We start from the raw sequence: 24,952 nt of genomic DNA on the forward strand, positions 1-24,952 counted from the left end.
ATGAAGATACAACGCGTATTTCCAGCTCTGATGGCAGGGCTGCTCGCGGGTTGCTCCTTGCTGCCGCAACAGGCACAGCGGGAGTCCTCCGATATCGCTTTTACCAAGCGGATGGAGTTTGCCAACAAGGAGATGCAGGTGCGTCTGCAATACTCCGACTGGCTGCTGGCCAGTCACCCCCAGCAACGGGTGCAGGAGCGTCAGCGTCTGAAAGGGGCCGACGATCTGGAGAGCCGGGTCAGTCTGGCGATGGTGGACTCCCACCCCGCCGAATCGGTGGCCAATCGCACCGCCGGTCTGGCGCGCCTGAAGCAGATGCTGCCCGAACTGGGTCTCGATGCGCAGGCCTTTTTACGTAGCTGGATCGCCCTCGGCGAGCAGCTGCTGGCTCGCGACAGCCGTCGCGATGACCAGAGTCAGGAGATCCAGCGGCTGCGCCGCCAGATCGAGCAGCTGACCGCCATCGACGACCAGCTCAACCAGCGCAAGCTGAACGAGAATCGTGAGGTAATACCATGAGCCGGATCCTGTTGGTGGATGACGACGTCAGCCTGCTCAAACTGATGAGCATGCGGCTGCGCAGTCAGGGTTATGAAGTGGATACCGCCGACAGTGCGGAAGGGGCCCTCGACCGGTTGCGTCAGCAACGGGCCGATCTGGTGCTGAGCGATCTGCGGATGGCCGGCATGGACGGTCTGGCGCTGTTCGAGCGGATCCAGGCCCAGTGGCTGGGGTTGCCGGTGATCATCATGACCGCCCACGGCACCATCCCGGACGCCATTCAGGCGACCCGCTCCGGGGTCTTCAGCTTTCTGACCAAACCCATCAACAAGGATGAGCTGTTCGCCACCATCGAACATGCGCTGAGTCTGACCCGGCCGAAACAGCAGCAGGAGTGGCAGTCGCTGATCCTGACCCGCAATCCCCAGCTGGAACAGCTGCTGATCCAGGCCCACAGCATTGCGACCATGGAGGTGCCGGTGCTGATCATGGGGCCGTCAGGCTCCGGCAAGGGGGCGATGGCGCAGGCGCTGCACCAGGCCAGCCAGCGGCGCGACAAGCCGCTTCATACCATCAACTGTGCCGCCATTCCGTGGGCGTCACTCGACTTGCAGCTGTTTGGTGAAGATGGCCAGTCCGGTCTGTTCGAGCAAGCCAAGGGGGCGACCCTGTTTCTCGACGAGATTGGCAGCCTCTCCGAATCCCTGCAGGCCAAGCTGCTGCAGGTGATGGAGGAGTATGGTCAGGGTACGCCGGAGGTGCGGGTGCTCAGCTCCAGCCATCAGGATCTGGTCAAGGCGATGGAGGAGGGGCGCTTTCGGGAAGATCTCTTCTATCGTCTCAACGTCGCCAATATCACCTTGCCGTCTCTCAGTGCCCGCAGTGAGGATATCCCCCTGCTGGCCCGACAGGCGCTCGATGACTACCGTAGCCGCCACAGCGACTGCGCCGCCATGGGTTTTTCGCCCGAATCGCTGGCGATGCTGGCGGCCGCTGCCTGGCCCGGCAACGTGCGCCAGCTCTGCAACGTGGTGGAGCAGCTCGCCAGCCTCTGTTGCAGCCCGGTGATCGGAGTATCCATGGTGGAGTCCGCCCTGAGCGGCGGTGGCGGTGGCATCCCCTCGTTCAACGAGGCGCGGGCCGAATTCGAGAAGGAGTATCTGATCCGTTTGCTGCGCACCACCGAGGGTAACGTGACCCTGGCGGCCAACATGGCGGGCAGAAACCGTACCGATTTTTACAAGTTATTGAATCGGCACGGTATCGAAGCTGCAAACTTCAAATCGAAGGGATAAATCAGGCGGGATCAACCACCGCCGGAGCGGCGTCAGCTTTCTGGGTTTTATGGGAGAGCCAGAGGCCGCTCGCCTTCATCAGGTAACCGAACAAGGCGCCAATGATGAGGGAGGGCAGGATCAGCCGCCACTCGCCAGCCGCCCCGAAGGTGGCACAGCAACCGGCAAAGGTGCCGGGAATGTAGCCGAGCCACTGCTGTTTGGCCTGCACGCACATCAGGGTGGCGACCACCCCCGTCATCACATAACCCGCAACACCCGCTCCCCACAGACTGTCGCCATGGATCAGCAGCAGTGCCCACAGCATGCCGCTGGTGTTGCAGAAGATGGTCTGCAGCAGCGCCTTGTAGCCGCCGCTTGACGCGAAATAGCTGGTGCAGCCGAGAAAGCCGACCCAGGAGATAAGGCCGAACGCGACGGCAATCCAGCCCCAGACGGCGGAGAGAATTCCAGTGGTGATGGCGATGGCGATCAGTGGGCTCATGGGGCGACTCTTCAGTTGGCTTCGCAAAATGGGCAGCCTACCCCCGGCAATCGGGGCGGCAAGCGGGGGCCGAATTGTGTGTGATCTTCATCACCCTTTTCAACTCAGGAATACGCTTGCGCTCGCGGAAAAAATTCATTGGTGACCGGCCTGACAGTCGGCCATAGTTAGAGGCCCTGTCCTGCTCATGGAGTGAGTCTGATGGCGCCAAATGTGATCGTTCCCCTGCTGGTGTTCGTAGTCCTGTTTCTGGTCGGCACCATGGCCAAGGCACTGCCCCTGCACCACATGATGTAAATTTGTGTGAAATAAAAATCTGCCGGGGCGGGTCTTATCCATACTGCCTCACTCAGCCCCGGGAGTTTTTCATGTTGATCAAGCGTCGTACCGCCCACCCCCTCACCGAACAGGATGTCACCCCGGAAGCCGTCTATCAGGACCGCCGCCTTATTCTCAAAGGGCTGGGTCTGGGCGCGGCCACCCTGGCGTTTCCCACTCAGGCCGGAGTGCTCGACCTGCTACGCGGCAAAGAGGATGCCCCCCAGTTAGCTACCAAACCGCTCAACAGCAAGCCTGCCGAGCGCCCGGCCAATCTGGTGCTGACACCGGAAGAGAAGGCCACCAGTTACAACAACTTTTATGAGCTTGGCACCGACAAGTCCGACCCGGCTCGCAACGGCCATTACCTCAAGCCCGAACCCTGGACCCTCAAGGTGGAGGGGGAGGTGGCCAAGCCTTTTACCCTCGATGTGTGGGATCTCATCAACAAGAGCGAGCTGGAGGAGCGGATCTACCGGCTGCGCTGCGTCGAAGCCTGGTCCATGGTGCTGCCCTGGAACGGGATCTCGCTGGCGGAGATCATCCGCCGTGCCGAGCCCACCAGTCGCGCCAAGTTTGTCGCCTTCGAAACCCTGTTTGATCCGAAACAGCTGCCGGGGCAGGCCTCCAGTCTGGGGGGCGGCATCGAGTATCCCTATGTGGAGGGGTTGCGTATCGACGAGGCGATGCACCCTCTCTCTTTCCTTGCGATGGGGCTCTATGGCAAGACCCTGCCCGCCCAGAATGGCGCGCCGATTCGCTTGGTGGTGCCGTGGAAATACGGCTTCAAGAGCATCAAGAGCATCGTCTCGATCCGGCTGGTGGAGGAGATGCCGCCGACCACCTGGAATCTGCTGGCTCCCAACGAATATGGCTTCTACGCCAACGTCAATCCGCAGGTGGATCATCCGCGCTGGAGTCAGGCCAGCGAGCGCTTTATCGGCGAGGGCGGGGTGTTTGGCGCCAAGCGTCAGCCGACCCTGATGTTCAACGGCTATGGTGACGAGGTCGCCTCGCTCTATCAGGGGATGGATCTGCGCCAATGGTACTGAGATTGAAACCGGCCCATATCAACGGCTTGCGGGCACTGGTGCATCTGGGCGCTCTCGGCTTCCTGCTCTGGCTGTGGTTTGCCATTCCGGCAGGTCTGCTGGGGGGCGATCCGGTGCCAGAGCTTATCCACTACCTCGGCAAGGGGGCGCTCAACCTGCTGCTGCTCACCCTGCTGGTGTCACCGCTAGCCAAGCGCTGGCGGCAGGGGCAGCTCATCAAGCTGCGCCGCCCCCTCGGGCTCTGGTGTTTTGCCTGGGCGCTGCTCCACTTCATGGCGTGGCTGGGGCTGGATCTGCAGTTTGACTGGGGCCTGATTGGCGGCGAGCTGGTCAAGCGCAGCTATATCGTGGTGGGGATGGTGGCATTGCTGCTGCTGGCCGCCCTCAGCATCACTTCGCTGCCCGTATTTCAGCGCCGCATGGGCGCCGCATGGCAGAAACTGCACAACTGGGTCTATGCCATCGCCCTGCTGGTGCCGGTGCATTACTGGTGGTCGCTCAAGAGCGGTTGGGGGGAGCCTCTCATTTACCTGCTGCTGGCCTGCGCCCTGCTCTGGCCGAGACGGGAGAAGCTGCTGCGCCCCATGCGGGGACGCTGGAATGCAAAAGAGGCCTAATCGGCCTCTTGTTGTTTGATCTCGCCAGTGTAGGCATCGACGATGAGATGCACCTTCTGATCCTGGCGATTGAGGGTTTTGACCTCGAATTTGTCCCCTTCCAGCTCCACTTCCCGAATGTCGTGATACCCTTGCGCCAGCAAGAGTTTGACCAGCCCGGCCATGTCGAGACGGTTCTGGGCCGCCCAGCTTGTGGCACTCAACAGGCAAAGGATCAGCAGGAAACTGCGCGGGATCATATTCATTCCGGATTCATGGCTGGCAGACTATAAACGCCATTATGTTAGGTTTTTGGAGATGAATCATCCATGAATAGAGCGCTCCCTCTGCTTGGGTTATTGCTGCCGTTGCTGGCACAGGCGGTCACGCCTGATGAAGCCCAGCTGCAGCAAGCTGTCCATGAGGGACGGGTTCGGCCCTTCCATGAAATGATGGAGGTGGCGGCCAGATTGCCGGTGCGGGTGTTGCGGGTGGATCTGGGGGAAGAGGATGGTATCTGGCTCTATGAACTGCGAGTCATCGATCGGGAGAATAGCGTAATCAAGGTGGCCTATCGGGCTGACAACCTTGAGCTGGTGTGGGCCAAGGGCCACCATCTGGAGCGGTTGTTCGAACCGCCAAAGCCCCCGGTCGAGGATGATGAATAACCCCTGTGTGGAAGCCTGTTCATGCGAATTCTGATTGTTGAAGACGAAAAAGTTCTGGCTGGCCAGCTGGCCGAACAGCTGCGCCTCTCCGGCTTTGTCACCGACCTCTGCCACGATGGCAACGAGGCCGGTTTCCTCGGTGAGACCGAACCCTACGACGCCATCATTCTCGACCTCGGCCTGCCTGGGCGCGATGGCCTGAGCGTGCTGAAAGAGTGGCGCAGCAAGGGGATCGATACCCCTGTACTGGTGCTGACCGCCCGTGGCCAGCTGCACGAGAAGATCGAGGGGCTCAACGCCGGTGCCGATGACTACCTCACCAAGCCGTTCCAGGTGGCCGAGCTGGTAGCGCGGGTCCATGCGCTGGTGCGCCGGGCAGCGGGCAACGCCAGCTCCATTCTGGAGATTGGCGGGGTGCGCCTCGACATGGCGGCGTCGCAGGTGTGGTACGAAGGGACCCCCATCAAGCTGACCGCCCACGAGTTCCGGGTGCTGGGTTACCTGATGCAGCACAGGGGCAAGGTGGTATCACGCAGCGAGCTGATCGACCACATCTATGCTCAGGATTTTGACCGCGACTCCAATACCGTGGAGGTGTTCATCGGCCGGATCCGCAAGAAAACCAACCCCGATCTGATTGAAACAGTGCGCGGCCTCGGGTACCGGATCAACGAATGAGGCTGGTCAGAACCCTGCGGGGGCGACTGGTCGCCATCGCGCTGGTGTGGTGCGGGCTGTTTCTGTTCGCCACCGGTTTCAGCCTGCAGACCATGATGCGCAACTATTGGCAGGAGGCGGAGGCCGACGGCCTTCGCCTGCAGCTCTATGATCTGCTCTCCCGGCTGGAAGTGGCCAAAACCGGCCTGCCGGTGGTCACCGGCTCCCTCTCCGATCCCCGCTTCAATCAACCCTACTCCGGCTACTACTGGCAGCTGGAGCTGGGCCGCGATGTGGTGGGGCGCTCCCGTTCCCTGTGGGATACCAACCTGAAGAGCGACGGCCTCAAGTCGGCGTTTGGCGATCCCGACCTCTTCGTCGGCAAGGGGCCCAACAAGGAGCCGCTGCTGATCATGACCCGTACCGTGCTGCTGCCCGGTTCGGATCGGGTGTTCACTCTGGTGATGGCCAAGGACAGCAGCGCTCTGACCCAAACCCTCAACAAGACCCGGATCAGCCTGTTCCTCGGCCTCGGCTTTGCCGCCGCCGGTCTGGTACTCGGCTTCATGTTCCAGATCGTCTACGGCTTGCGGCCGCTGCACCTGCTGCGCCGCGAATTGGGGCGGGTTCACGAGGGCCATCAGGAGGGGTTCCGGCTGCGCTATCCGCTGGAGATCCAGCCGCTGGTGGAGGATATCAACCGGCTGCTGCACCACTACGGCGAGCTGTTGCAGCGGGCGCGCTCCCACACCGGCAATCTGGCCCACGCTCTCAAGACGCCGCTCAGCATCATGCGCAATCAGGTGGCTCAATTGCCGCCGGAGGATCAGGCCGCCATCGGCGAGCAGCTCGACCAGATCCAGCGCCATATCGATTACCACCTCGGCAAGGCGCGGGTGACTGGCGCCGCCAAGATCCTCGGGGTCTCGACCCCGGTGCGGGCGCGGGTGGAGTATATCTGCCGCGCCTTCTCCCGCCTCTATCCGGGCAAGACAGTGGACTTGCAGGTGCCCGCCAATCTGGCGGTCGGGGTGGAGGAGCAGGATTTCGATGAGATGGTGGGCAACCTGCTGGAGAACGCCTTCAAGTGGTCTGCCAGCGAGCTGCGCATCTCCAGCGCCGAGCTGGGGGGCTGGATCACCCTGCGTATCGAGGATGATGGTCCCGGCATGAGCGAGGATCAGATCGCCAAGGCGGTGCTGCGCGGGGTGCGGCTCGACGAGAAGGTGCCGGGCTCCGGGCTGGGTCTCAACATCGTCTCCGATCTGGCGGAAGCCTATCGGGGCAGTTTCATCATGGGCCGCGCCGAACTGGGCGGTCTGGCTGCCTCCCTCTCGTTGCCCAAGGTGGCAAGAGTCGAGAGCTAGGCATAACATATGGCATTTGTTTTAGCCTGAGGAAGAGAAGCATGACCGACGATCCGTGGGCACTGTGTCACCTTGACGATTCGTTTGATGCCTCTGTGCTGGGGGTCAAGGGCGCCCAGATCCAGTGGTTTGAAGACAGGGATGGCCTGATCGCGTTCCTTCTGGAAGATTTTGTCGACCTGCTGGCCGATGTCGGTGAGCTGGAGGAAGATCAGACCGAACAGGCGCGCGAGCGCTTCACCCTGCTGGTGGAGCAGAGCTTCGACGATCGCACCCTGATGGATGCCATCAACGATCTCGCCTCCGGCCTGCGTCGTATCGCCTGGTTGGGGCCGCTCTCGGAGCTGGCCGAGATCAGCGACGAGTTTGCCTCCGGCCTGCGCCGCTATTTCTGGAGCCAGTACGACGGGGACGAAGATGACCCGGACGCATGGGTGCCGGAAGAGCTGTGGCCGCAACTGGTGGAGTGCACGCAGGAGTATATGGAGGAAGGGGAGTTCTAAACCCGTCCTGACCATGCCTGAGCTTTGGCAGACAGATAAAGAAACGGCGCCTTGATGGCGCCGTTTTTATTGGGTGGCAATCGCCTTAGCCGTTGGCCGGTACCGCGTGGGCGGTGTTGGCCAGCACCGGGCCAGTGTACTTCTCGATCTGCAGCTGGGCCATGTGGCCGCAGTTGCCCTGCGCCAGACTGGACGAGCCTTCATCGAAGGTGAGGCAGTTGACGTTGCCGTTCTTGCAGATGCTGCCCGCTTCGCCCGGCTTGGCCGGGTCATACCAGGCCCCTTCGCAGATCCGCACCACCCCCTGACGCACATCTTCGGAGAGCAGGGCGCCCACCAAAATCTGGCCGCGCTCGTTGAAGGCACGCACCAGATCCCCCTGGGCGATACCACGAGCCTTGGCATCCAGCGGATGGATCATGATCGCCTCGCGGTCTGCGATGGCGAACTTGTCCCGCAGCGGGGTGTTGTCGAGCTGGGAGTGCAGCCGCAGGGTCGGGTGGGAGGTGTTAAGCGACAGCGGATAACGCGCCGCCACCTCGCTCTTCACCCACTCTTTGGGCTCATACCACTTGGGATGGCCGGCACAGTCAGCGTAACCCATCCCCGCTACCGTGTTGGAGAAGATCTCGATCTTGCCGGACGGGGTGCCGAGCGGGTTGAGCAGCGGATTCTCGCGAAAATCGGCGTGGCGGATCCACTGGCGGTTGGCCTCGGGGATCGGGAAGCGGATGTAGTTGTTGGACTCCCAGAACATATTGAACGGCGGCAGCGCCACGCGGGCACCACGGGCCTGCGCCGCCATGCCGTCGTACATCTGCTTGAGCCACAGCATCTCATCCTTCCCTTCGGTGTATTGCTCCTGCACGCCCAGCTTGGCGGCGATGGCGCTGAAGATGTCGAAGTCGTTGCGGGCTTCAAACTGGGGCGGCACGCACTGATGCATCGGGAACACATAGCGCTGGGAGTAGTCGCCACCCATCTCCAGATCGTTGCGCTCGTAGCTGGTGGTGACCGGCAGCACGATATCGGCGTGCTTGGCGGTGGCCGTCCAGTAGGGCTCGTGAACGATCACGGTCTGCGGCTTGCGCCACGCTTGCAGCAGGTTGTTGGTGTCCTGATGATGGTGGAAGGGGTTGCCGCCCGCCACGTAGACCAGCTTGATGTCCGGATAGGTCACCTTACGGCCGTTGAAGTCGATGGTCTTGCCCGGATTGGCGAGGCAGTCGGCGATGCGGGCCACCGGGATCGGGGCCGGGCTGTTCTTCGGTGCGTTGCCTGCGGAGATCCCCGCCAGAATGCCGCCCTTGGCGGTGGGGCTGCCACCGGAGGAGTAGTGGTAGCTGAAGCCGTAGCCGCCGCCCGGCAGGCCGATCTGGCCCAGCATGGAGGCCAGAGTGACCAGCATCCAGTTCGGCTGTTCACCGTGCTGCTGACGCTGCATGCCCCAACCGGCCATGATCATGGTGCGCTTGGCGGCCATGTCGAGGGCCAGCTGGCGGATCACCTTGGCATCGACGCCGCAGACGCTGCTCGCCCATTCGGCGCTCTTCGGTTGGCCGTCATCCTTGCCGAGCAGATAGTCCAGAAACTTGTCGAAGCCGACGGTGTAGCGATCTAGGAAAGCCTGATCGTGCTTCTTCTCGCTGTAGAGGGTGTGAGCCACACCCAGCATCATGGCCACGTCGGTGTAGGCGTTCGGCGCAATCCACTCGGCACCGACCAGCTTGGCGGTCTCGTTGTAGATGGGATCGATGCTGATGACGCGGGTGCCTTTCTCCTTCAGCGCCATGAAACCGGCCTGACCTTCGTGATCCGGCATGTTCCAGCTGTTCTTCAGGGTCACTTGAGCGTTGACCCCCCACAGCACCACCAGTTCGGCGTTCTCCACCACGTTGGGCCAGGCGGTCTGCTGTTCGTACACCTCGATGGAGCCCATCACGTGGGACATGATCACCTGGGCCGCGCCGGTGGAGTAGTCACCGGCATAACCGGTGAAGCCGCCGGAGAGATTCATCAGGCGGTGCAGCAGGGTGCGGCTGTTGTGGAACATGCCGACGCTTTTCCAGCCGTAGGAGCCGGCGTGGATCGCCTGCGGGCCAAAGTCACTCTGCACTCGCTGGATTTCACCGGCTACCAGTTCGATCGCCTTGTCCCAGCTCACTCGCACCCACTCGTCGGCGCCGCGCAGCTCGGGTTTGGCTCCCGGGCCATGCTCCAGCCAGCTCTTGCGTACCATGGGGTATTTGATGCGGTTCTTGGCGTGCACCTGGAACGGCGCCATGTCGATGAGATCGTTCGGCGCCGGATCATCGGCCACCGGCTGGACGCGCACCATGCGGCCATCTTCGACGATCGCCTCGAAAGCACCCCAGTGGGCGCCGGTCAGAATGCCCTTCTGGGCGGGCACCAGGGTCGGGAACTGACTCAATGCGGTGCTGATGGCTTGCGCCAGCGCACTCTTGGGAAAAATGCCGCCGAGCAGGGGCAGGGCTGCGCAGGCGCCGAGCCCCTTGAGCAGGTTGCGGCGGGACAGATTGGTCTTCTTGTCATTGAAAAAAGTCATAACGGTTTTCCTCTGTGCCAGCCTTAGTGGGCCGCGCTCATGTCACTGGCGTGTTTCTGGACATACTGGGTCAACATGCGAGCCTGTTCAGGGGTCAGGGAGGTACGAGATTCCATCCCCTTGATGACGCCGATCCACTGGTTAGCATTGAAGTGATCCAGCGCGGTGAGGCCGTGGCAGCCGGTACAGTTGTTGGACATCAGGGTGGAGGCGTATTGCCACAGCTTGCCCTGATCGCCGATAAGCTGGCTCTGGTCGACCCAGGCGGTCAGCTTGACCTGATGCCAGGTGAGGTTGGTGGCGCTGTCGGTTTCGCTCTGGCCGGTGACCAGTGCTTTCTTGGCGGCATCGCCGACCAGTACGCTGAGGATCCGTTTGCCCGGTGCGGCGTAGAATACTTCGCTCACACCATCCTGTTGCCAGCCTTCGATCTGCACCTTGGCGCGGCCGTTTTCGTTGGCCAGCACTTCCACCTTGGTGGAGGGCATCAGGGTGCCTTCGTCGGTCTTGGCGGCAGCATCGAGGAACAGCGGGGTGGTGGCGATAGCGTAACGGGTGGTGACGTTGGCCGGGGTCTGGGCCGCAGCCTGCGCCAGCTCGCTGGCACCGGCGGCAGCCAGGCCGCTCATGTCAGGCATGATGTGGGCGACACCACGGTGGCAGTCGATACAGGTCTGGCCTTCCTTGATGGCGACCGGGTGCTCGGCACGGGCATTGGGGCGCTGGGCCAGAATGTCCATCGCCTCGTAGCTGTGGCAGCTGCGGCAGGTCGCGGAGTTGTTGGCTTTCAGCTCGTCCCAGACGGATTGGGCCATTCGCAGCTTGTGGGCTTCATACTTTTCCGGGGTATCCAGGGTGCCGATCGCCTCGTGATAGATATCCTTCACGGCGCGGATCTTGGTCCACAGGTAGGAGGTGGGGTCGCCCGGGATGTGGCAGTCGGCGCACTCGGCGCGGATCCCCTTGGTGTTCTGGAAGTGGACACTGCCCTGATACTCGGCGAGCGGAGTCTGCATGGAGTGGCAGGAGACGCAGAATTCGGTGGAGCTGGTCTTGTGCAGCACGGTCACGGTGACACCCAGTGCCGCGATACCCAGCAGGGCCCCGAGCAGCAGGAGCCAGAACCAGGTTTTTCTTATCAGTTTTCCAATCATGGCGGCGTTTTCCTACGGTCAATAATTACCTACATAGTACTAGTCCAATAGTAGTAGTAATGACAGGGATAAGGCGTTGACCTCCATCATGGTTTATATTTTTGATTGTTGTCACATTTTGTCTTTTGTTTTGTTATTGATTTAATTATCGAATTAAATTCAGTTGTTTTCTGTTTTATCTATTTGTGCACTTTCCGCGACAGCTGTTAGCCCCCTCGCAAAACCCCACAAGATTCGCTGATATAGTGAGCAGTGAGCCTCAACGGAGTGTCGCTGATGAGCCCTTTCTCACTGCTGTGTGTCGCCGCCAACGTGCAACTGCTGGCCGAATTCGAACAGGAGTTGGCTCCGCTGCTCGGCCATTTCGCGCTGGTGGTGGTGGTCGGTCAGGGGTCGGCGGAGCTGGCCTTGGACGAGCTGGATCGCAAGGGGCAGCCACCCGCCGTGGTGGTGTGTGACAGCGAGCTGGGGGATGGGCGAGGGGCCGATTTTCTGATCCGCCTCGGCAGCCGTCACGAGGCGTGCCGCAAGATCCTGCTGGGCAGCCAGCCGGAGATGAAATCGATCATCGAGGCGGTGAACCTCGGTCGTCTCGACTACTACCTGCAACGCCCCTGGCGCGATGGCTGCCTGCGCCGGGCGGTGATCGAGCAGGCCAGCCACTTTGTATTGCAACGTCCCGATGCGGACCTGCTGAGCTATGCCGCCGTGCTCGACAACCAGAAACTGCTGCGAGCCCACGTCGATCGCCAGTTGGCCGCCTATCGGCAGGGCTTTATGGATTACACCCACTGCAGCGATGAAGAACTGTCGCGGGTGGTGATCGACGGTCTCTACCAGTTTTTCGAGGGCAATGACGAGGAGCGGGTCTGCCGCCACTACAGTCCGGGCCATGTGCTGACCCGCGAGGGGGAGCCCAACAGCTTTCTCTGGTTTATCGCCAAGGGGGAGGTAGTGCTGCGCAAGCGGGACGAGCAGGGGATCGATCAGGAGGTGGTGCACTACCGTACCGGCTCGCTGGTGGGGGGCATGTCCTTCGTCACCGGCGAACCCGCCTTCACCACCGGCGTGACCCTGACCGGTGCCGAGGTGATCAAGCTCGACAAGCTGCAATTCTCCCGGGTGATGCAGGCGCGCAGCGAACTGCTCCCCTCCTTTACCAACCTGCTGCTGCGCCACTTCAACCGCCGTCTGCAAAACAGCATCCGTACCGAGATGCGGCTGCAACAGACCCTCAACTCCCTCGATGCCGCTCACGCCCAGCTGGTGGAGAGCGAAAAGATGGCGATGCTGGGTCAGCTGGTGGCAGGTGTCGCCCACGAGCTGAACAACCCGGTGGCGGCCATTATCCGCGGTAGCGAGACCCTGCGGGCCGCCATCCCCGATCTGGTCAATCTCGAACTACCTGCCCCCATCAAGGGGCTGGGCAACCAGACCCTCTGTCAGGCGCTCTCCTCTCAGCCGGTCTCGACCAGCGAGATCCGTGACAAGACCCGGCAGGCGGAGGGGCGCTTTGGTGACCGCCAGCAGGCGCGGCTGGCGGTGCAGATGAATCTGGATGACGAGCTGAACTGGCAGCGCTGGTTTGCCAGCCGCACTGCCGACGAGCGGGAGGTGCTGCTCTCCCGGCTGGAGCTGTTCCAGCAGACCGGCAGCTTCCTGCGCAATATCGAAGTGTGTGCCCGTCGCATCGGCGATCTGGTCAAGAGCCTCAAGCAGTATGCCCGGCAGGATCGGGCCGAGCCCTCGCTGGTAGACCTGCACGAGGGGCTGGAAGATACCTTGATGATTTTCGAAAACCGCCTCAAGCATCATGAGCTCTGCAAGGAGTACCAGCCGTTGCCGCTGGTGCGCTGTCACCCCATCGCCCTGCAACAGGTGTGGACCAACCTGATCGCCAACAGTCTGGATGCCATGAGCTGCTCGGGGCGACTCACCATCCGCACTGGGTTGCTGGATCCCGAGTGGGTCATGGTGGAGATCGAGGATAGCGGTTGCGGCATCGAGCCCGAGCTGTGGCAGCGGATCTTCGATCTCAACTTCACCACCAAGCGGGAGGGCCATTTCGGCCTCGGTATCGGTCTGAGCGTCTCGCTGCAGATAGTTCAGCAGCACCACGGCCGGATTGAGGTGGACTCGGCGCTGGGCCGCTACACCCGGATGCGGGTCTGTCTGCCGCTGGATGGCATGGGGCAGGCCGGTTACGGGGGCGAACCTCATCACAACAAGGAGCATGCGGCCTGAGCGGTGGCCAGCATCAATCGCGCGGCGTGCCAAACCATGTCGCCAAGGAGGAGCAATGAACAAACACTATCTGATCCTGTGTGTGGACGATGAGCGGGAGGTGCTGGATGCGGTGATCCACGATCTTGCCCCGTTCCGCTCCCACTTCGAGCTGGAGGCGGCCGAGAGCGTCGATGAGGCGCGTGCGGTGGTGGAGGAGTGGGAGCGCGACGGCAACAAGCTGGCGCTGATCCTTTGTGACCACATCATGCCGGGAACCCTAGGGGTCGATTTTCTGGTAGAGCTGAACCGGCGTGCCACCACCCGCGCCAGCCGCAAATTGCTGCTGACCGGACAAGCGGGGCTGGAGGCCACCGTCGAAGCGGTCAATCGCGGCGGGTTGCACTACTACCTTGCCAAGCCGTGGAAGCTGGAGACCCTGCAAGAGGCTGTGCGCGAACAGCTGACCGACTACCTGCTGGCGGAAGATGGCGAGAATGCCTTCCACTATGCGCCGCTGCTCAATCAGGCGCGGCTGTTTGCCGCCATCCACGATCACCCGTTCGACGAATAGGGGCAGTTGGGCTTTCGCGGTGGCAGTTGTATACTGTCTGCATATACAGTATTGCAGGTAGTCACCGATGCGACTCTTTATTGCCGAGAAGCCCACGCTGGGCCGCGCCATTGCCGATGCCCTGCCCAAGCCCCACAAGAAGGGCGACGGTTTTATCGAAACAGCCCAGGGGGATGTGGTCACCTGGTGTATCGGCCATCTGCTGGAGCAGGCCGAGCCCGATGCCTATGACGCCGCCTTCAAGCAGTGGCGGATGGAGCATCTCCCCATCATCCCCGCCCAGTGGCAGCTGGTGGCCAAGCCCAAGACCAAAACCCAGCTCACCGTCATCAAGCGACTGATCAAGCAGGCGGACTGCGTGGTCAACGCCGGTGACCCGGACCGGGAAGGGCAACTGCTGGTGGATGAGGTGATCGACTTTCTCGGCTACCCGAAATCCAAGCCGGTGCAGCGCTGCCTCATCAGCGATCTCAACCCGCCTGCGGTGCGCCGCGCCCTCGACAAACTGAGGGACAACAAGGAGTTCGTACCGCTGGCGGTCTCGGCGCTGGCCCGCAGTCGGGCCGACTGGCTCTACGGTATCAACATGACCCGCGCCTATACCCTGCTCGGGCGCAAGGCGGGTTGCAGCGAGCTGCTCTCGGTCGGTCGGGTGCAGACTCCGCTGCTGGGGCTGGTGGTGCGGCGGGATCTCGAGATCGAGGCCTTCGTGCCCAAACCCTTCTACGAGGTGCTGGCCCATCTGCTGACCGATAGCAACGAGCGCTTCACCGCCAAGTGGCAGCCGTCCGAAGCCTGCCTGCCGTGGCAGGACGAGGAGGGGCGGGTGCTCAACCGGGCGCTGGCCGACAAGGTGGTGAGCCGGATCAACGGCCAGCCCGCACAGGTCGAATCGGTGGAGGAGCAGGCCCGCAAGCAGGCGGCGCCGCTGCCCTACAACCTCTCCAGCCTGCAGATCGATGCCGCCAAGCGCTTCGGCATGGATGCCAAGCGGGTGCTCGACATCTGCCAGAGCCTCTACGAGCGTCACAAGCTCATCACCTATCCGCGCTCCGACAGCCGCTATCTGCCGACCGACCATTTCAAGCGGGCCGAGCAGGTGCGCAGTGCCATCGCCGCCACAGCGCCCGCGCTGGCCAAGGCAGTTGCCGAGGCGGACGGCAAGATCCGCAGCAAGGCGTGGAACGACAGCAAGGTGGATGCCCACCACGCCATCATCCCCACCGAAAAGCAGGGCAACCCCGGTATGCTGGGGGCCGACGAGGCGAAGCTCTATGGCCTGATTGCCCGCCAGTATCTGCTGCAGTTCTATCCCCCGTTCGAATACAACGACAGCAAGGTGCTGCTGCGCATCGCCGGTGGCCTGTTTCAGGCCAAGGCGCGGCGAATCCTCAAGGCGGGCTGGAAGGTGTTGCTCGGAGTGGAGGAGGATGACGACGAAGAGAAGGCCGGTACCATGCCGGCTCTGAAGGAGGGCGAACAACTGCTGTGCGAGCGGGGCGAGTTGCAGGAGAAGATGACCCAGCCACCCAAGTCGTTCACCGATGCCACCCTGCTGGCGGCCATGACCGGCATCGCCCGCTATGTGCAGAATCCCGAGATCCGCAAGACCCTGCGCGACACCGACGGTCTCGGCACAGAAGCGACCCGGGCCGGCATCATCGACCTGCTGTTCAAGCGTCGCTTTCTGGTGCGTCAGGGCAAGAGCATCAAGGCGACCCCGACCGGGCGGGCGCTGGTGCAGGCGCTGCCTGCTACTGCCACCACGCCGGATATGACGGCGCTGTGGGAGCAGAGCCTTGGCCAGATCGCCGAGCGCCACGGCAGCTACCAGCAGTTTATGGGGCCGCTCACCGAGCAGCTCAACGGCCTGATCGAGGGGGCGCGGCAGGACTCCGGCGCCAGCTTCAGCGCCCTGCCCAAGGAGGCGCCGGGTGCCGGTAAGCGGCGTTTTACCAAACGCAAGAGTCCGGCGGCCAGCACGACTGGCGGGCCCCGACCGCGCAAGACGGCCAGCAAGCGCCAGACCAGGGCGGCATAACGAAAAAAGGCGCCCATCCCGGGCGCCAAAGGCATTGTTGTCAGGCTGCCTGAGTGGACAAGCTGGCACGGATCCTGTGCTGGTAGTGCAGAACCACACCGAGAAACACCAGATCCTTGAACAGGAAGAACTCGGTGACTGGCACGCCATCAACCACTTTCCAGACACCTGTCAGAGTCAGCAGGAAGCTCAGCGTCGCCAGGAAGGTGACGATAGCCCCCATGCTGCACCAGTAACCGATGCGAGGTTGCCACAGACCCACGACCAGTCCGATGGCGATCACTATCTCGACCACCCCGATCAGGTTCGATACGCTCTGTTCCGATAGGGGGCCATAGAGCCAGCTCATCAAGGGGTGGCTGGCTACCAGTGGTTTGATGGCGGCTGCCTCTGTCGGGGTAAACTTGAAGACGCCGATCCAGAGCAGGGTCATTACCACGCCCGCCAGGGCGACCAGAAAGCCTTTGTCATGTTGTTGCATGGGGGGGCTCCTTGTTTAAGGGGTCTGAGTGACGGGCGGGAAGTCGATCTCGGTCGCCGCCAGGTGATTGCCATAGTTGGTCAGGGTATTGACCACCACCTGGCCGAGCACCTCCAGCAGCAGTTCGTCATCTACGCCTGCGGCACGGGCGCTAGCAAGCTGCTCGTCACTGATCACCCCGCGCTGGTTGACCAGTGCCGTTGCCAGTTGCAGCAGGGCGTGATCAAGGGGAGCCGAGGCCTGGCCGAGCCGGGCAGCCCGGATCTCCTGAGCCGAGAATCCGGCCTTGCCCGCCAGTAGTGTGTGGGCAGACAAACAGTATTGGCAGGCGTTGGCTTGACCTATGGCCAGTGCCAGCAACTCCCGTTGTGGGGCAGTGAGACGCCCCTTGCCAAGCGCCTCGGCAAAGGCCAGGAAGCCATTGAGCAGGGCTGGCGAGTGGGCCAGGGTGGCGTAGAGGTTGGGCACCATACCCAGATTGCGTTGCAGGGTGGCCAGGGTCTGGGCGGCTGCGGGTTGCGGTTGGGATACGGGTTGGATACGGCTCATGATCTTCTCCTGTGGTAGTGAAGGTACGGGAGACAGTGTGCCGTCATTCGTGATACGGTTTATCACTCATCGTCTGCAAATAAATACCATTCGTCTCAAATATGGATCCGCTCTCTGCCCTGTTGGTTCATGCCTCCCCCGAAGCCAAGATCTTCTTCGCCGGCAACCTGTGCCAGAACTCCTCCAGTGATGATTATCCGAGTGGCGGACATCTTCATCTGCTGCGCAGTGGTGCCGTCATGCTGCGTGAAGAGGGGGGCGCCAGCTTGCTGCTCGAGGAGCCGACCCTGATCCTGTTCCCCCGGGGACGTCCTCACAAGCTTGAACCCAGAACGCTGGGGGGTTGTGATTTGGTGTGCGCCAATGTCGCATTCGGCCAGGGGGGCGCATCGCCGTTGCAACTGGCATTACCGAGCTCGCTGGTGCTGCCGCTACGTGAGTTGCCTGCCCTGACGCCGGTGCTGAGTCAGCTGTTTGACGAGGCGTTTCACCCCCGCTACGGGCAGGATCCGCTGATCTCCCGCTTGCTGGAGGTACTGTTGATCCTGTTGCTGCGTCATCTGGTCGAGCAAGGGGTGTGTCAGCAGGGGATGCTGGCAGGTATTTCCGATCCCCAGTTGGCCAAGGCGATCTCGGTGATGCATCAGCGTGGGGATGAACCCTGGACGGTGGCCACGCTGGCGCGGGAGGCCGGCATGTCGCGGGCCCGCTTTGCCGCGAGGTTTCAGGAGCAGGTCGGTCAAGCGCCGCTGGGTTATCTGACCCGCTGGCGCATGGCGCGCGCCTGCCAGCAACTGCTGGCGGGGGAGCCCATGGTACAGGTGGCGCTGGGGGCGGGGTATAGCAGCAGTGTTGCCTTTGGTCGGGCATTCGAGCGGGAGCTGGGGATGAGCCCGGGGCGCTGGCTCAAGGCGCAGCAACAAGCTGAATAAAAAAACGGGGCAGCCAGTGGCTGCCCCGTTCTCATAACCGGTCAGCCGGTATAGACGTTCTCTTCCGGATAACGGATGCGGGTCTCGACCGGGCGGGCCAGCATAAAGGCCAGGGTCAGAGGGCCGAGACGGCCGCAGATCATCACCAGCACCAGGATCAGCTTGCCCGGCTCGCTCAGAGAGGCGGTGATGCCGGTGGAGAGGCCTACGGTGGCAAATGCCGAGATGGTCTCGAACATGATTTTGTCGAACGGCAGATCCTCGGTCACCATCAGCAGGAACATCGCCAGCATCAGCACCATGGTGCTGACGATGATGATGGCCAGCGATCGGGTCACGATCTGGGGCGACAGGGTGCGGCCAAAAGCGGTGACATGGGGTCGTTTGGTCAGAAACGCCTTGGTCGCCAGCAGCACCACGGCGAAGGTGGTGACTTTGATACCACCACCGGTCGAGGTGGCACCGGCACCGATAAACATCAACATCATCAGGAACAGCAACGCCGCCGGGGTCATCAGCCCGATATCTATGGTATTGAAACCGGCGGTACGGGCACTGGCAGACTGGAAGAAGGCAGCCAGCAGCTGGCCACCGATACCGGCCTTGCCGAGGGTGCCCGGGTTGTTGTGTTCCAGCAGCCAGAACATCAGGGTACCGGCCAGCAGCAGCGCCGGGGTCATCAGCAACATCAGCTTGCTGTGCAGCTTCAGCTTGCGCCAGCGGCGGTTGCGCACCAGATCGACGATGACGGTAAAGCCGATCCCCCCCAGGATCAGCAGACCGGCGATGGTCAGGCTGATGATAGGGTCGTCCCTATAGTCCATGAGGTTGTTGGCAAACAGCGAAAACCCGGCGTTGTTGAAGGCCGATACTGCGTGGAAGAAGCTGACATAGAGGCCGTGCACCCACCCCATCTCGGGCACCCAGCGGATCGCCATGATGCCGGTGCCGATCAGCTGGGCAATAAAGGCGAACAGCACGATCCGTTTGACCAGCTGAATGATGTTGACCGAGCCTTCCTGTCCCAGCGCCTCCTTGGCCAGCACCTGCTGGCGCAGACCGACCCGCTTGCTGAAGATGGCGATCAGCAGCAGGGTCATGGTCATCTGGCCCAGACCGCCGATCTCCATCAGCATCAACAGGAAAATCTGCCCCTGCAGGGTGAAGGCGGTGCCGGTATCCACCACGCCAAGACCTGTCACGCTGATGGCCGAGGTGGCGGTAAACAGGGCGTTGACGAAGGTAACCTCGCCATTGTGGCTGGAGGGTTGCACCAGAAAGATGGTGCCAATCAGCAGAATGATCAGAAAGCTGCCGAGGATCAGCCGGGCTTCGCTCCAGCGAGAGTCCTGCTCCCGATGGAGGGCGAAGGCGTAGCTGCTGCGCCAGTTGATCATAGGGTTTCGAGCCAGTGGTCGATAGCGTGCTTGTTGCCCGCTAGGATCAGGATGTCGCCCAGTTGCAGCTCCATCTTGCCGGTCAGCACGTTGTGCAGCACATCACCACGCTTGATGGCGAGCAGCTGGAAATCGCTCTGTTGCAGCAGGTGGAAGTCGCCCAGTTCCCGGCCGTTCTGTTGCAGGCCGATCACGAACTCGGTCAGCACCATGTCGTGGCCCAGCTCCAGATAGTCGAACAGCCGGTTGTCCAGCATGCTCTGGGCGACCCGGCGGCCCATGTCCCACTCCGGGTTGATTACCTTGTCGGCGCCCACTTTCTGCAGGATCTTGGCGTGGAACTTGTCGCGCGCCTTGACCCACACCTTCTTCACGCCCGCCTCTTTCAAGACGAGGGTAGTGAGGATGCTGGTCTCCAGGTTGTCACCGATGGCAACGAAGACGATATCGAAATTAGCCAGTCCCAGCTCGGCCACGGTGGCCTCGTCGGTAGCATCCGCCACGATAACGTGATTGCAGAGGGCGGCGATTTGCCGGGTCTTGCTCTCGTCGATATCGATGGCCAGTACTTCGGCATCTTGCCGTTGCAGCTCTTCGCACAGCGCGCTGCCAAACAGGCCCAGGCCGATGACGGCAAACTGGTTGTTCATGAGTTATTCCTCAGCAGTTGAAGTCGCCTACTCTAAACCACTGCTATTCCCCCGAAAAGGGCTCGGGTTTTTCGTCATGGGGTAACTTGAGGTAGACTGCGCCCTTGCACCAAGCCGGGATAGACCGATGAAACTGAATGCCAACGCCTCCTTGTTGAAGCTCAACACCCTTGCCCTCGATGCGTACTGCCTCTGGCTGGCCGAGGTGGAGCAGGTTGCCGATCTGGCGACCCTGCGTGCCGATCCACAGCTCAACCAGCTGCCGCGCCTCAATCTGGGCGGCGGCAGCAACATGCTCTTCACCACGGATTTTCTCGGTCTGGTGGTGCTCAACCGGCTCAAGGGGATTACCGCTGAAGATGGTGGCGATCACTGGTTGCTCCATGTGGCGGCGGGTGAAGATTGGCATCAGCTGGTGCGCCATACCTTGCAACAGGGCTGGTTCGGGCTGGAGAATCTGGCGCTTATTCCCGGCACGGTCGGTGCGGCGCCGGTGCAGAACATCGGTGCGTATGGCGTTGAGCTGGCCGACTTCTGCGCTTATGTCGAGGCGTTCAACTGGCACAGTGGCGAGATTGAACGGATCGCGGCGGCAGAGTGCCGCTTCGGTTATCGCGACAGCATCTTCAAACACGAGTATCAGGATTCCCACCTGATCACCGCAGTCGGGCTCAAACTGCCCAAGGCGTGGCAACCGGTGCAGGGCTATGGCCCGCTGGCGGCGCTCGGTGACGCGCCTTCGGCGCAGGCCATCTTCGATACCGTCTGTGCCACCCGAATGGCCAAACTGCCGGATCCCGCCGTGCTCGGCAATGCCGGCAGCTTCTTCAAAAATCCGGTGGTGCCTGCCGCTCTGGCGGAGAATCTCAAGGCGCGCTACCCGCAGATGCCCTGCTATCCGACCGGAGAAGGGCAGGCCAAGCTGGCGGCGGGCTGGCTCATCGATCAGTGCGGTTTGAAAGGTTTCGCCATTGGCCGTGCCGCAGTTCATCAGGAGCAGGCGCTGGTGCTGGTCAATCTGGGGGGCGCTAGTGCCATGGAGCTGATCGCGCTGGCGGCTCATGTCCGCGACAGCGTGGAGCAGACGTTTGGCGTGGTACTGGAGCACGAGGTGCGCTTTATGGGGGCGCATGGTGAAACCTGGCTCGACGAGGTGCTCTCATGACGTTGACTCCCATCAGACAGACCCTGATCACCCTGCTTAGCGACGGCCAGTTTCACTCCGGCGAACAGTTGGGCGAGCAGCTCGGCATCAGCCGGGCGGCGGTGAGCAAACACATGGCGGCGCTCAAGGAGCTGGGGCTGGATCTCTTTAGCCTGACCGGCAAGGGTTACCGGCTGGCGGTGCCGATGGCGCTCTATGATCAGGCTACCTTGCAGGCTCTGGCCCCGATGGCGCCGGTGCACTGTTTTCCGGTCATTGGCTCGACCAACCAACACCTGCTGGATCGGGTCAATGAGCTGCGCTCTGGCGAGAGCTGTCTGGCCGAGTGTCAGACCGCCGGGCGCGGTCGTCGTGGCAAACCCTGGATTTCGCCGTTCGGTTGCCAGCTGATCCTCAGCATGTACTGGCGACTTGAACAAGGCATGGCGGCGGCCATGGGGCTGAGTCTGGCGGTCGGCGTGGCAGTGGTTGAAGCGCTGGAGAGCCTTGGCTATCAAGGCGTTGAGCTCAAGTGGCCGAACGACCTCTACTATCAGGGCCGCAAGCTGGCGGGCATTTTGGTAGAGATGAGCGGTAGCGCCGGTGCCAGCTGTCATCTGGTGATCGGCATCGGTCTCAATCTGGCGATGCCTGCCCGCGAAGGTGAGAAGATCGATCAGGCCTGGGCCGAGCTGCGTCACATCAATCCGGAACTGGTGGATCGCAATCAACTGGCGGCCCGGATGATCGTCCATCTGCAGCGGGCGCTGCACACCTTTGAGCAGCAGGGGTTGGCAAGCTTTGTCGATGAGTGGAATCGGCTCGATCACTTTGCCGGTCGCCCGGTGCGCCTGCTGATGGGTGATCAGGAGATCCGCGGCATCGCCCGTGGCATCGACGATCGCGGCGCCCTGCGGCTGGAGACGGAGGAGGGCACCAAGTTCTATCTGGGGGGCGAACTCTCCCTGCGCCGGGGCGACTGAGGTTCAGCAAGGCCGCTCATGATACCAAATAGAAGAGGGGGCCCGCGGGCCCCCTCTTCGTTATCCGGCAACCGCCGTCATCATTTGCGCAGCTTGATTTGCTCGATGGCGTGCTCATGGCCCTTGGTCATGATCAGGTTGGCACGCTCACGCGTTGGCAGGATATTTTCTTGCAAATTCAGATAGTTGATATCTTGCCAGATGTTGCTGGCGATCTGGGTCGCCTCACTCTCCGCCAGCTTGGCGTAGTTATGGAAGTAGGAGTCAGGATCCGAGAAGGCGCCGCTGCGGAATTTCAGGAAGCGTTCGATATACCAGGTACGCAGCAGTTCTGCATCGGCATCCACATAGATGGAGAAGTCGACAAAGTCCGACACGAAGACCCGATGGGGCTCCTGAGGGTAATCCATGCCGCTTTGCAGCACATTGAGCCCTTCCAGGATCAGGATGTCCGGCTGCTCCACCACCTTCTTCTCATCGGGAATGATGTCGTAGATAAGGTGGGAGTAAACCGGCGCTTCGACCTTCTCGTGACCGGCGCGGATGTTGGCGACAAATTCCACCAGATGGCGGATATCGTAGGATTCCGGGAACCCCTTGCGACGCATCAGGCCGCGCTCTTCCAGTACCTTGTTGGGATAGAGGAAGCCGTCGGTGGTGACCAGCTCCACCCGCGGATGTTCCGGCCAGCGCTCCAGCAGGGCCTGCAGAATACGGGCCGTGGTACTTTTGCCCCCCGCAACGCTGCCGGCAATGCTGATGATATAGGTGCCCTTGCCGCGGGACTGGCCGAGGAACTGCTCCAGCACCCGGCTGCGACGCTGTTTGGCTTTGACATAGAGATTGAGCAGGCGGGAGAGAGGCAGATATATCTCTTCCACTTCCCGCAATGACACCTTCTCGTTGATCCCGCGCAGGGTCTGCAGATCGTGTTCGGTCAGGGTCAGGGGGACCGAATCGCGCAATAACGCCCATTGTTCGCGGGTGAATTGCAGATAGGGGTTATGCTCTGTCGTCATGGTGTCATCACTGTTTCTTGGGCACGGCGACCATACACCAAGGGGGGGGGAGCGACAAGGGACGCAGCAGGATTGGCTTGTTTGCCCCCGCTTTTTTGCAAACTTCCCAGCAATAAAGCATATTTTGCCGGGTTCAATGGTTGCATCCCCCAAAACCTTACAATAAAATGCGCGACGCTTGACTGTCTGTCGTCTATTTGCCGTGCAAAAGCGATAAACACAACGGGTGCAAGCAGAATTACCGTTGTGACAATCTGGCGTCTGGAGGGGTTCCCGAGCGGCCAAAGGGATCAGACTGTAAATCTGACGGCTCTGCCTTCGAAGGTTCGAATCCTTCTCCCTCCACCATATTTCTCTGCGGTTTGAGTTCTTTGGGTTAGAGAAATGCGGGCATCGTATAATGGCTATTACCTCAGCCTTCCAAGCTGATGATGCGGGTTCGATTCCCGCTGCCCGCTCCAAGATGCTGATATGGCTCAGGCGTTAGCAGAGCCGCACCCTAGGGTGAGTTCGGCAAGCGAACCAGCCATCAGTACCTCTCTCTTTCCCACCAGATTCAAATCCATCATATAAACTGTTCTGTGGTTAGCTTGCCACCGCGTACTCAGCGTTAGTTTAGAGGGACGATCATGTCTAAAGAAAAATTTGAGCGTAATAAACCGCACGTTAACGTGGGTACCATCGGCCACGTTGACCACGGTAAAACCACCCTGACTGCAGCTATCACCAACGTGCTGGCCAAGCACTTCGGTGGTAAAGCTTTCGCCTTCGACCAGATCGACAAGGCACCGGAAGAGCGTGAGCGTGGTATCACCATCAACACCTCCCACGTAGAATACGACACCGCTACCCGTCACTACGCCCACGTAGATTGCCCGGGTCACGCCGACTACGTTAAAAACATGATCACCGGTGCTGCCCAGATGGACGGCGCGATCCTGGTAGTAGCAGCGACTGACGGCCCGATGCCGCAGACTCGTGAGCACATCCTGCTGGGTCGTCAGGTTGGTATCCCGTACATGATCGTGTTCATGAACAAGTGTGACATGGTTGATGACGAAGAGCTGCTCGAACTGGTTGAGATGGAAGTTCGTGAACTGCTGACCGAGTACGACTTCCCGGGTGATGACCTGCCGGTAGTTCGCGGTTCCGCACTGAAAGCGCTGGAAGGCGACGCTCAGTGGGAAGAGAAGATCATCGAGCTGGCTGGCCACCTGGATACCTACATCCCGGAGCCGGAGCGCGCGATTGACCAGCCGTTCCTGATGCCTATCGAAGACGTATTCTCTATCGCTGGCCGTGGTACCGTAGTAACCGGTCGTGTAGAGCGCGGTATCGTTAAAGTAGGTGAGACCGTAGAAATCGTTGGTATCAAAGATACCGTTTCTACCACCTGTACCGGTGTTGAAATGTTCCGCAAACTGCTGGACGAAGGTCGTGCAGGCGAGAACATCGGCGCGCTGCTGCGTGGTGTTAAGCGTGAAGACGTAGAGCGTGGTCAGGTACTGGCCAAGCCGGGTTCTATCAAGCCGCACACCAAGTTCGAATCTGAAGTGTACGTGCTGTCCAAAGAAGAAGGTGGTCGTCATACCCCGTTCTTCAAAGGCTACCGTCCGCAGTTCTACTTCCGTACTACCGACGTGACCGGTACCATCGAACTGCCGGAAGGCGTAGAGATGGTAATGCCGGGCGACAACATCAAGATGGTTGTTACCCTGATTGCTCCGATCGCGATGGACGACGGCCTGCGTTTCGCTATCCGTGAAGGTGGCCGTACCGTAGGTGCTGGTGTTGTAGC

General features: G+C 61.3%; 24 protein-coding genes and 2 tRNA genes. 17 read left to right on the top strand and 9 right to left on the bottom strand.

The window, feature by feature from the left end; all coding sequences use genetic code 11:
* Both AB5Y99_RS17485 and AB5Y99_RS17490 read left to right on the top strand, forming a co-directional pair.
* Complete coding sequence (locus tag AB5Y99_RS17485; protein WP_323893375.1) at window positions 1-519, top strand: hypothetical protein; 519 nt, start codon at window positions 1-3, stop codon at window positions 517-519.
* Window positions 516-1,796, top strand: a complete 1,281-nt coding sequence (locus tag AB5Y99_RS17490; protein ID WP_005339807.1) for a sigma 54-interacting transcriptional regulator — start codon at window positions 516-518, stop codon at window positions 1,794-1,796. The genes AB5Y99_RS17485 and AB5Y99_RS17490 overlap by 4 nt, the downstream gene beginning before the upstream one ends.
* Before the next feature lies 1 nt (window position 1,797).
* On the opposite strand, the gene AB5Y99_RS17495 is transcribed toward AB5Y99_RS17490, so the two are convergent.
* Window positions 1,798-2,280 (bottom strand): DUF1097 domain-containing protein, encoded by a 483-nt coding sequence (locus AB5Y99_RS17495; protein WP_005339809.1) that lies wholly within the window; start codon window positions 2,278-2,280, stop codon window positions 1,798-1,800.
* 368 nt (window positions 2,281-2,648) lie between these two features.
* Between AB5Y99_RS17495 and msrP the strand changes: the two genes are divergently transcribed.
* Window positions 2,649-3,650, top strand: coding sequence for a protein-methionine-sulfoxide reductase catalytic subunit MsrP (gene msrP / locus AB5Y99_RS17500; protein ID WP_005356348.1), 1,002 nt, complete (start codon window positions 2,649-2,651; stop codon window positions 3,648-3,650).
* A complete protein-coding gene (gene msrQ, locus AB5Y99_RS17505) occupies window positions 3,641-4,267 on the top strand; it encodes a protein-methionine-sulfoxide reductase heme-binding subunit MsrQ (protein ID WP_159158022.1) in 627 nt (208 codons plus the stop codon). Before msrP ends, msrQ begins: the two co-directional genes overlap by 10 nt.
* On the opposite strand, the gene AB5Y99_RS17510 is transcribed toward msrQ, so the two are convergent.
* Window positions 4,264-4,512, bottom strand: coding sequence for a PepSY domain-containing protein (locus AB5Y99_RS17510; protein WP_139742496.1), 249 nt, complete (start codon window positions 4,510-4,512; stop codon window positions 4,264-4,266). The two genes, msrQ and AB5Y99_RS17510, sit on opposite strands and share 4 nt — an antisense overlap.
* A 63-nt stretch (window positions 4,513-4,575) precedes the next feature.
* On the opposite strand from AB5Y99_RS17510, the gene AB5Y99_RS17515 reads away from it, so the two are divergent.
* The 4 genes from AB5Y99_RS17515 to AB5Y99_RS17530 are packed head-to-tail and all read left to right on the top strand — an operon-like array spanning window position 4,576 to window position 7,441.
* Window positions 4,576-4,914, top strand: a complete 339-nt coding sequence (locus tag AB5Y99_RS17515; RefSeq protein WP_005341875.1) for a PepSY domain-containing protein — start codon at window positions 4,576-4,578, stop codon at window positions 4,912-4,914.
* A gap of 21 nt (window positions 4,915-4,935) precedes the next feature.
* Window positions 4,936-5,592: a response regulator transcription factor gene (locus AB5Y99_RS17520; protein WP_159158023.1), complete on the top strand. Its 657-nt coding sequence runs from the start codon at window positions 4,936-4,938 to the stop codon at window positions 5,590-5,592.
* Window positions 5,589-6,938 (top strand): sensor histidine kinase, encoded by a 1,350-nt coding sequence (locus AB5Y99_RS17525; protein ID WP_005339828.1) that lies wholly within the window; start codon window positions 5,589-5,591, stop codon window positions 6,936-6,938. Before AB5Y99_RS17520 ends, AB5Y99_RS17525 begins: the two co-directional genes overlap by 4 nt.
* Window positions 6,939-6,979: 41 nt before the next feature.
* Window positions 6,980-7,441: a hypothetical protein gene (locus AB5Y99_RS17530; RefSeq protein WP_368210310.1), complete on the top strand. Its 462-nt coding sequence runs from the start codon at window positions 6,980-6,982 to the stop codon at window positions 7,439-7,441.
* 85 nt (window positions 7,442-7,526) lie between these two features.
* Here the strand turns inward: AB5Y99_RS17530 and torA are convergent, their stop codons facing one another.
* Both torA and AB5Y99_RS17540 read right to left on the bottom strand, forming a co-directional pair.
* On the bottom strand, window positions 7,527-10,007 hold the full coding sequence (torA, locus tag AB5Y99_RS17535) for a trimethylamine-N-oxide reductase TorA (RefSeq protein WP_368210311.1): 2,481 nt from the start codon (window positions 10,005-10,007) through the stop codon (window positions 7,527-7,529).
* 23 nt (window positions 10,008-10,030) lie between these two features.
* Complete coding sequence (locus AB5Y99_RS17540) at window positions 10,031-11,161, bottom strand: NapC/NirT family cytochrome c (protein WP_139461828.1); 1,131 nt, start codon at window positions 11,159-11,161, stop codon at window positions 10,031-10,033.
* 276 nt (window positions 11,162-11,437) lie between these two features.
* Here AB5Y99_RS17540 and AB5Y99_RS17545 point away from each other — a divergent pair, with 276 nt between their 5' ends.
* From AB5Y99_RS17545 to AB5Y99_RS17555, 3 genes are all read left to right on the top strand, one after another.
* Entirely contained in the window at window positions 11,438-13,405 is a 1,968-nt protein-coding gene (locus AB5Y99_RS17545; RefSeq protein WP_139461829.1) for an ATP-binding protein, read from the top strand.
* A 55-nt stretch (window positions 13,406-13,460) separates the two neighbouring features.
* Entirely contained in the window at window positions 13,461-13,958 is a 498-nt protein-coding gene (locus AB5Y99_RS17550) for a response regulator (protein ID WP_042054822.1), read from the top strand.
* Window positions 13,959-14,025: 67 nt separating this feature from the next.
* Window positions 14,026-15,999: a DNA topoisomerase III gene (locus AB5Y99_RS17555; protein ID WP_368210312.1), complete on the top strand. Its 1,974-nt coding sequence runs from the start codon at window positions 14,026-14,028 to the stop codon at window positions 15,997-15,999.
* Window positions 16,000-16,039: 40 nt separating this feature from the next.
* On the opposite strand, the gene AB5Y99_RS17560 is transcribed toward AB5Y99_RS17555, so the two are convergent.
* A complete protein-coding gene (locus AB5Y99_RS17560; RefSeq protein ID WP_139461831.1) occupies window positions 16,040-16,480 on the bottom strand; it encodes a DUF417 family protein in 441 nt (146 codons plus the stop codon).
* Window positions 16,481-16,495: 15 nt separating this feature from the next.
* Complete coding sequence (locus tag AB5Y99_RS17565; RefSeq protein WP_139461832.1) at window positions 16,496-17,029, bottom strand: carboxymuconolactone decarboxylase family protein; 534 nt, start codon at window positions 17,027-17,029, stop codon at window positions 16,496-16,498.
* Between the two features lie 101 nt (window positions 17,030-17,130).
* Between AB5Y99_RS17565 and AB5Y99_RS17570 the strand changes: the two genes are divergently transcribed.
* A complete protein-coding gene (locus AB5Y99_RS17570) occupies window positions 17,131-17,961 on the top strand; it encodes a cupin domain-containing protein (protein ID WP_368210314.1) in 831 nt (276 codons plus the stop codon).
* Window positions 17,962-18,002: 41 nt separating this feature from the next.
* On the opposite strand, the gene AB5Y99_RS17575 is transcribed toward AB5Y99_RS17570, so the two are convergent.
* Both AB5Y99_RS17575 and AB5Y99_RS17580 read right to left on the bottom strand, forming a co-directional pair.
* Entirely contained in the window at window positions 18,003-19,358 is a 1,356-nt protein-coding gene (locus AB5Y99_RS17575) for a TrkH family potassium uptake protein (RefSeq protein ID WP_005356363.1), read from the bottom strand.
* Complete coding sequence (locus tag AB5Y99_RS17580) at window positions 19,355-20,008, bottom strand: TrkA family potassium uptake protein (protein ID WP_005339863.1); 654 nt, start codon at window positions 20,006-20,008, stop codon at window positions 19,355-19,357. The genes AB5Y99_RS17575 and AB5Y99_RS17580 overlap by 4 nt, the downstream gene beginning before the upstream one ends.
* Before the next feature lie 127 nt (window positions 20,009-20,135).
* Here AB5Y99_RS17580 and murB point away from each other — a divergent pair, with 127 nt between their 5' ends.
* Both murB and birA read left to right on the top strand, forming a co-directional pair.
* Window positions 20,136-21,173 (top strand): UDP-N-acetylmuramate dehydrogenase, encoded by a 1,038-nt coding sequence (gene murB, locus AB5Y99_RS17585; protein WP_368210316.1) that lies wholly within the window; start codon window positions 20,136-20,138, stop codon window positions 21,171-21,173.
* Window positions 21,170-22,135, top strand: a complete 966-nt coding sequence (gene birA / locus AB5Y99_RS17590) for a bifunctional biotin--[acetyl-CoA-carboxylase] ligase/biotin operon repressor BirA (RefSeq protein ID WP_245097273.1) — start codon at window positions 21,170-21,172, stop codon at window positions 22,133-22,135. The genes murB and birA overlap by 4 nt, the downstream gene beginning before the upstream one ends.
* An 80-nt stretch (window positions 22,136-22,215) precedes the next feature.
* On the opposite strand, the gene coaA is transcribed toward birA, so the two are convergent.
* Window positions 22,216-23,154, bottom strand: a complete 939-nt coding sequence (gene coaA / locus AB5Y99_RS17595) for a type I pantothenate kinase (RefSeq protein WP_005339877.1) — start codon at window positions 23,152-23,154, stop codon at window positions 22,216-22,218.
* A 263-nt stretch (window positions 23,155-23,417) separates the two neighbouring features.
* On the opposite strand from coaA, the gene AB5Y99_RS17600 reads away from it, so the two are divergent.
* From AB5Y99_RS17600 to tuf, 3 genes are all read left to right on the top strand, one after another.
* Window positions 23,418-23,502: transfer RNA gene (locus AB5Y99_RS17600), tRNA-Tyr, on the top strand.
* Between the two features lie 38 nt (window positions 23,503-23,540).
* Window positions 23,541-23,615, top strand: a tRNA-Gly gene (locus AB5Y99_RS17605).
* A 168-nt stretch (window positions 23,616-23,783) separates the two neighbouring features.
* A partial coding sequence (gene tuf, locus AB5Y99_RS17610; protein WP_368148301.1) for an elongation factor Tu occupies window positions 23,784-24,952 on the top strand: 1,169 nt, incomplete at its 3' end.

This window comes from Aeromonas sp. R4-2 (assembly GCF_040908295.1).
Taxonomy (GTDB): Bacteria; Pseudomonadota; Gammaproteobacteria; order Enterobacterales; family Aeromonadaceae; genus Aeromonas; species Aeromonas veronii.